The organism is Barnesiella sp. CU968, from assembly GCF_905219685.1.
Classification (GTDB): domain Bacteria; phylum Bacteroidota; class Bacteroidia; order Bacteroidales; family Muribaculaceae; genus Lepagella; species Lepagella muris_A.
Map to the genome: position 1 here is coordinate 24,810 of NZ_CAJMXD010000001.1, position 7,180 is coordinate 31,989.

The window sequence follows — 7,180 nt, forward strand, 5'->3', positions numbered from 1 at the left end:
CTATGGCAGCATTCAACGAAGCACAATTAGAGCAGGCGTTTGTCGAGCTTTTCAAGGCTGAGGGCTACGACTATGTGCATGGCGAGAATATAAGCCGCGACACTCGCGATGTTATTCTCTATGATGACCTGCGGACTTTCCTAAAGGAGCATCATAAAGAGCAAGGAATTACAGCGGATGAAATAAATCGTGCTATTGCCAAGATAGAAACCACTGATGGCGGTGGCGTTTATGCAGAGAATGTGGAGGCACTGCGTTTGATTCAACGGGGTTTCTCCCTGCGTCGCACCAATCCGAAACTGCCGGACCTGTATATCAATCTCATCAATTATGATGAGTTCAAGCCTGATGAGCATGCCAAGGGAGCAAAGAACATCTTTAAGGTTGTCAACCAATTTGCCATTGATGGAGAGCATCACCGCATTCCTGATGGTATAATCTTTGTCAACGGTTTACCTATTGTTGTCTTGGAGTTTAAGAACGCTATCAAGCAGAATACGACCATTGAGAACGCCTACAAGCAGCTCACTCGCCGCTATCGTCGTGATATTCCCAAACTGTTCCGCTATAACGCATTCGTGGTCATCAGCGATGGTGTGAACAATAAGATGGGGTCGCTTTTTGCTCCATACGAATATTTCTATGGCTGGAACAAAGCGGAAGCAACTGACTCTGTGCTTGAAGGAGCTTTCGACTCGATGTTTACCATGATGCACGGGCTGTTCCGCAAGGAAAGACTGATTGATGTGGTGCATAACTTCATCTTCCTGCCGGACACTCCGAAAGATGAGGATAAGATTGTGTGTCGCTACCCACGGTATTTTGCCACCACAGCACTGTATAACAATATCCTCCGTCACTCACGTCTGAATCCAGATGGAGACGGCAAAGGCGGTACATATTTCGGAGCTACCGGATGTGGCAAGTCTTACACAATGCTCTTCCTTGCACAGCAGCTTATGCGTTCCAAAAGGCTGAGTAGTCCGACTATAGTACTGATAACGGACCGCATAGACCTTGACGACCAGTTATCCAAAACATTTCTCAATGCTACCAAATACATCGGAGACAAGACCATAGTTCAGGCAAATAGTCGTGAAGCACTTGGCGAGCTATTGCGCGGACGTGCTGCCGGAGGTGTCTTCCTCACGACTATCCAGAAGTTTGAGGAAGGAACAGGGCTGTTGAGCGACCGTGCCAATATAATTTGTATTTCCGATGAAGCCCATCGCTCTCAGGCAGGTCTTGGAATGAAGACAAAAATTACCGAGAAGGGAGTGGCACGCAAGTATGGCTTCGCCAAATACCTGCGAGACTCGTTACCTAATGCCACATACGTCGGCTTTACAGGTACTCCACTTGATAACACCCTCGATGTATTTGGCCCAATCGTAGACCGCTATACAATGACTGAGGCAGTGGCAGACGAAATAACCCGTAAGATTGTCTATGAAGGTCGTGCTGCCAAAGTGATGATTGACTCGGCAAAGGTCAAGGAGATAGAGAAATACTACTCGGAGTGTAAGGATGAGGGTGCGAGCGAATACCAGATTGAGGAGAGCAAAAAGCGAATGACCCGCATAGATGTAATCCTCAATGACCCGGATCTTTTAGGGAACATCGCCAAGGATATTGTGGAGCACTACGAGCGCAGAGTGGAAGAAGGCTCTACAGTGCTCGGAAAGGCAATGATTGTTTGCAGCAGTCGCAGCATTGCCTGGAATCTCTATCAGGCAATCATACGCATCCGTCCGGAATGGGAGGAGGTAAAAGAATGTGTGGCGGGAGAAACGCTTACGGACAAAGAGCGTGAGCAGATAAAGCCAATGCCACGAATGGCTATGGTCATAACACGCAACAAGGACGAAGATAGCGAAGAACTGTATAATCATCTCGGCAACGATGAGTATCGCAAGACTCTTGACAAGCAGTTCAAGGAAGTTAAGAGCAATTTCAAGATAGCTATAGTTGTGGATATGTGGATAACCGGCTTCGATGTTCCGAGTCTCGACACAATGTATTGCTTCAAGCCACTCCAGATGCACACTCTTATTCAGACCATATCGCGAGTGAACCGTGTATATCCCGGCAAAGAAAAAGGGCTTGTTGTGGATTATCTTGGTATCAAACGACAGATGAACGAGGCTTTGCATCAGTATGGTGGCAATGGTGATGTTGACGGTCCCGATCTTGAAACTATAGAAGAAGCCGTAAAGGTTGTCAAGGATGAACTTGACATCATTCGCCGTATGTTCAATAGGTTTGACTGGTCGGTCTACTTTACCGGCACTCCACTTCAGCAGCTTGATGTGCTGAATAAGGCGGCGGAATATGTCCAAAAGACAAAGGCGGAGGAAACGCGCTTCATGCGTCATGTCAAGAAGATGAAAGGCGCATACGACATCTGTTGTAACTCCGACTTGTTGAGCGAAGCAGAAGTCAACGACCTTCATTTCTTCCTTGCCATAAGAAGCATCATCTCAAAACTCACCAAGGGCAATGCTCCCGATGCTGTCAGGATGAATAAGCGTGTTGCCGAGATGTTGAAGGACGCTCTCGTTTCTGATACAGTGGAAGAGATTGCCAAGATTGGTGTTGCCTCGGATGAAGAAATAGACCTCCTTTCGTCGGAATATATGAAGCGCATAGATCAGATTCCCTATAAGAACACAAAGGTCAAACTGATGGAGCAGCTTCTCAAACAGGTTATTGAGTCACTGCGCAAAGTGAACAAGCAGAAAGGAGTCGACTTCACCAAGCGCCTTGAAGATATCGTAAAGAAGTATAACGATCGCTCCGATGATGCTGCGCTTGCCAACGACGTTATTGATGATGTTGTCGGCGAGATGGTGAAGCTGATGGAGGAAGTAGTAGGAGAACGTAGTTCTGGTGATGCCATCGGACTCTCACTGGCCGAAAAAGCTTTCTTTGATATACTGAAAGCGGTAGCTGTGAAATATGAGTTTATCGAGAACTTCCCCGATGAAAAGCTGACTGAACTCGCCAAAGCAATCAAGACAATGGTTGAGGAGCAAAGCGACGTGGAAGACTGGCTTAACCGCACTGATCTACGCGCGACGCTGAAGATGAACGTCATAGTTCTTCTTGCCCGTGCCGGCTATCCGCCCAAAATACGAGATGAAGTCTACAAGGAAATTCTCGAGCAGGCAGAAAACTTCAAGCGTCACTCTTCACCGCGTCCATACTCTACATTCAATGATGATTCAATCTCAATAGCAGCAGAGCCGTAAATTGTAATTATGAGCAAGATGTCGATACGGTTTTTCAATGACCGCGAAAAAGTCAGTCTGCCACTTTTGACGGATAAAGACGTTGTGAGCGAAGCGTATGGCGACGGATATATACTTGCGTTTTTTATTCCGAGAGCAACCAGAGACCAGCGTCCGGTGTATGTCGGATTAGACCCTATGACAGGCACATACCGACGAGACCATGAGGGGGACTATAGATGCGAGCCATCGACAGTATCCCAAATGTTTGCCGACAGGAAGAACTCCGAAGTGCTTCAGGAGGCAAGAATATTACCAAATTATAGTTGGGACGACATTGACCTTACATCATTTCGCCAGTATCGCACATTGTTTACCAATCTGACACCTTCACATCCATGGGCTGTACTTGAGGATTTGGAACTGATGAAGAAACTTGGAGGCTACCGTAAGGATAGAGTCTCCGGAGAAGAGGGTTTTACTCTTGCCGGACTTCTGATGTTTGGAAAGACCGAGGCAATAACCGATGTGGCTTGTCTGCCGGACTTTATGCTCGATTATCGAGACATTCCGCAGTATACGAGCAAAACGAGGTGGATCGACCGGGTTTATCCCGATGGTACATGGGAATGCAATCTGTTTCAATTCTACAGACGTGTATTGCCCAAACTTCATGCGTTCTTGCCAAAACCCTTTGTTCTCAAAGGCGATGAACGACAGGAAGATACACCTACTCACGAAGCGGTCAGAGAAGCATTTATCAACTTGTGTGTCCATGCAAGCTATAGCCGTTCACCGAGGCTGGTTGTTGAAAAACGTCCTGACGGAATTGTGATGCGCAATCCCGGGACACTGCTGATTTCTGTTCCACAGTATTATGAAGGCGGACATAGCGAGTGCCGTAACCCCTCTCTTCAGAAAATGTTTGGATTGATAGGACGCTCAGATAAAGCCGGCAGTGGAGTTGACAAGATTCTTGAAGGATGGAAATATGCCAAATGGCGTAGACCGTATATAAACGAGAAGAGTCATCCGGATGTGGTAGAACTATACCTGCCATTGGAATCTTTGGTGTCAGATTCAACCATAGCCGAATTAAAAAGTATTTTTGGCAACAACATCATCGAGTTGCCCCATAACGAGATTATTATTCTCTCAATGGCCACGACAGAGGATGAAGTATCAAACGCCAGTCTTCAAAACGCTATAAATCTTCATCCAAGTGACCTCAGCAAGCTTTTGAGAAAGATGTGCAACGACGGAATGCTTGTCGCATCCGGTTTTGGCAGAGGCACAACTTATAGCCTAAACCGAGTTAATGTTGCAAGCTCTAACCTTGCAAGCTCCGACCTTGCAAGCTCTAACCTTGCAAGCTCCGATGTTGCAAGTTCAAAGAAACGCAGCAGGGCTACCGATGAAGAAAATGTTATGTCAATGATAAGAGAGGCTTGTCGCCATCAATGGCTGCTCGCAAAAGATATTTCACGTAAGATAGGTCGCCATCCAACGCATACAAGAACTATAATCAAAAAAATGCTTGACCGAGGAGAGCTTAAACAGGAATTTCCAAATCAGCCGACACATCCGGCACAACGGTATCACACTGTCTGATTCCGTGGTTTATTGTCATGAGAAGACATTCAACTCGTGAGTTCCACTCACGGCTTCAAATTCAATAATCAACGAATATAATATACAAATGGATACAAACAACGATATATACCGCCGGATTCATTTCGCTGTAATGGCGATTGAGAGCGGAGCGCGTAAGTTGGGTATCTCCGGAAAAGAGATGCACGACCGTTTGAGCAAACAAGACTTAATCCACAACAGGCTTATAAAAAGGTATGAGGAGCTTCATACGCAAAGCCTCGATTGGGTTGCCGATGACATTAGCTAGACACTTCTAAACTGGGAGGCTGGATTGTAGTATCAGTCTTTAATAAATCTAAATGCCATAATAATGAGTAAGAAGTCAATACGGTTTTTCAATGACCGCGAGGTTAGGGCGGTATGGGACGACGAGAACAACTGCTGGTGGTTTTCGGCTACAGACGTTGTACGCGTTATCAATGATGAGCCGGACTATACGAAGGCGGACAACTATTATCAGCATTGTTAAGAAAAATATATGGATAACGGACAGATAATATTATTTCAGACGCAGGGTGGCGAGACGAAGATTGAGGTTCGGCTTGCCAATGAATCTGTATGGCTCACTGCCGACCAGATGGCGGAGTTGTTTCAACGCAACAAGTCGACCATTTCAAGACATATTAAGAATATCTATGAAAGTGCTGAATTAGAGCAAAATCGAACTGTTGCATTTTTTGCAACAGTTCAAAACGAGGGCGATAGAAAGGTTGAGCGCAATATTGCGTACTATAATCTCGATATGATTATCAGTGTGGGGTATCGTGTAAATTCACATCGGGGCGTGCAGTTCCGCCAGTGGGCTACTCAGGTGTTGAAGGAGTATATGATTAAGGGTTTTGCGCTGAATGATGACCTGCTGAAGAATGCCGGACAAGGAAATTACTTTGCCGAGCTGCAAGCCAAGAGCCATGTGCCGATGTACATGAAAGATTGGATTCAGAAGCTCGATGACTTCCTGAAGCTATCGGGTAAAGAATTGCTCACTCATGCCGGAAGCGTGTCAGCCGAAGTTGCCAAACTCAAAGCCAACGAGGAATACGACAAATTCCGCGAGCGTGCCCAGTATCAGCTCTCCCCGGTCGAGATCCATTTCCTCGAAGCCTTTGAAGCCGAGCAAAAGCGACTCCGTGCAAAGAAATAAACACAAGAATAATGAATGCATCTAAAGAAATATCACAACTGATAGCCAACGCAAACGAAGATGATTTGCGCGACATTGTTTCAGGATGGGTTGACAAACATTCTGATTTTAGGGATTATGTTCGGAATTGCCTGTGTCCTCCGGTAGAGGACGTGGATTTTGGGCGTAAGCTCAGTCTGGCGATTGACCGCGAGACCAAAGAGTTTTTCTCGCGCCATGACGTCAGAGAGGCAACAGACTGGGGGAATGTCTATAATGACTTGATAGAGCCATGGAGCAAGAATGCAGACTCACTGTCCAGTGAGAAACTGTATGATTTATGTGATGTCATCGTCAAAGAGGTCGGAATGCAGGTAAGAGACGAGGATTTTTATGGCGATGATTTTTATGGCGATGATTTTTCAGGCTATATTCAGGATATAATGGATGTGCTGGGAAATGTTGCCGGACTTCTGATTATTCGCGAAGATGTCAACCATGAAATTCTTGATTCTTTAAAAAAACTCATTAAAGCGGCTAAAAAGAAGGATGTGATAGACAGCTATATTGATTCGCCATACGATTTTATTCTTGAGCTTATTTCGCTACGACAAAAGGCAGATGAAGTCACATGTGGTATATACGATGCGTTGATTGACGAAAATCTGGGTGATGAGGCCGGAGCTTGGGTATGCCGTAAAATTGATTTCATCCGTTCAATGGGTCTTGAAGATGAAGCCCATAAATATATGGAGGATGAAATCAAATATCCTGATGTATGTCTGAAATATTATAATGAGTTGCTTACCGCCGGCAACTGGCAGGAAGCAATCATTCTGCTTGACAAGGCTCAGACAATTAAAGACAACGGCTCTTACTTTTATTCTCCCAGGACTCCGAACTGGCTTGAACTGAAACAGCAGCTTCTTGTTGAACATGGCACCCTGGAAGAACGCATAGAGAATCTGAAACGACTCTTCCATAACAGCTACAACGATAAAGAGAAGTATTATCGCCAACTAAAAGAACTCGTTGACGCAGACCGATGGAACGAATTCTATCATAATCTTCTCTCTAATGTAACCGGTTATAAGGTTCTTGATGAAATCGCCCCATTCCTCATTGAAGAAGGTGAGTTTGACTGGTTGTTCCGCCTTGTGTCGAAATCCACGGC

General features: G+C 45.6%; 5 protein-coding genes and 1 pseudogene. All 6 read left to right on the forward strand.

Annotated features, from left to right (window positions below; genetic code table 11):
• Positions 1 to 2: 2 nt before the first annotated feature.
• Complete coding sequence (locus JX312_RS00090) at positions 3 to 3,251, forward strand: type I restriction endonuclease subunit R (RefSeq protein WP_204456433.1); 3,249 nt, start codon at positions 3 to 5, stop codon at positions 3,249 to 3,251.
• A gap of 9 nt (positions 3,252 to 3,260) precedes the next feature.
• A complete protein-coding gene (locus JX312_RS00095; RefSeq protein WP_204456435.1) occupies positions 3,261 to 4,841 on the forward strand; it encodes an ATP-binding protein in 1,581 nt (526 codons plus the stop codon).
• Positions 4,842 to 4,929: 88 nt separating this feature from the next.
• A complete protein-coding gene (locus tag JX312_RS00100; protein ID WP_239653734.1) occupies positions 4,930 to 5,130 on the forward strand; it encodes a DUF3791 domain-containing protein in 201 nt (66 codons plus the stop codon).
• A gap of 63 nt (positions 5,131 to 5,193) precedes the next feature.
• A pseudogene (locus JX312_RS00105) lies at positions 5,194 to 5,343 on the forward strand (cell filamentation protein Fic); the annotation flags it as partial.
• An 18-nt stretch (positions 5,344 to 5,361) separates the two neighbouring features.
• Positions 5,362 to 6,027: a virulence RhuM family protein gene (locus JX312_RS00110; RefSeq protein ID WP_204456436.1), complete on the forward strand. Its 666-nt coding sequence runs from the start codon at positions 5,362 to 5,364 to the stop codon at positions 6,025 to 6,027.
• Between the two features lie 11 nt (positions 6,028 to 6,038).
• Positions 6,039 to 7,180: hypothetical protein (locus JX312_RS00115; protein WP_204456438.1), on the forward strand; the 1,142-nt coding region annotated here is incomplete at its 3' end.

Excerpts from the sequence above, each read along its gene's own strand:
- JX312_RS00110 (WP_204456436.1), top strand. The coding sequence starts at position 5,362 with ATGGATAACGGACAGATAATATTATTTCAGACGCAGGGTGGCGAGACG.
- JX312_RS00090 (WP_204456433.1), top strand. The coding sequence starts at position 3 with ATGGCAGCATTCAACGAAGCACAATTAGAGCAGGCGTTTGTCGAGCTT.
- JX312_RS00095 (WP_204456435.1), top strand. The coding sequence starts at position 3,261 with ATGAGCAAGATGTCGATACGGTTTTTCAATGACCGCGAAAAAGTCAGT.
- JX312_RS00100 (WP_239653734.1), top strand. The coding sequence starts at position 4,930 with ATGGATACAAACAACGATATATACCGCCGGATTCATTTCGCTGTAATG.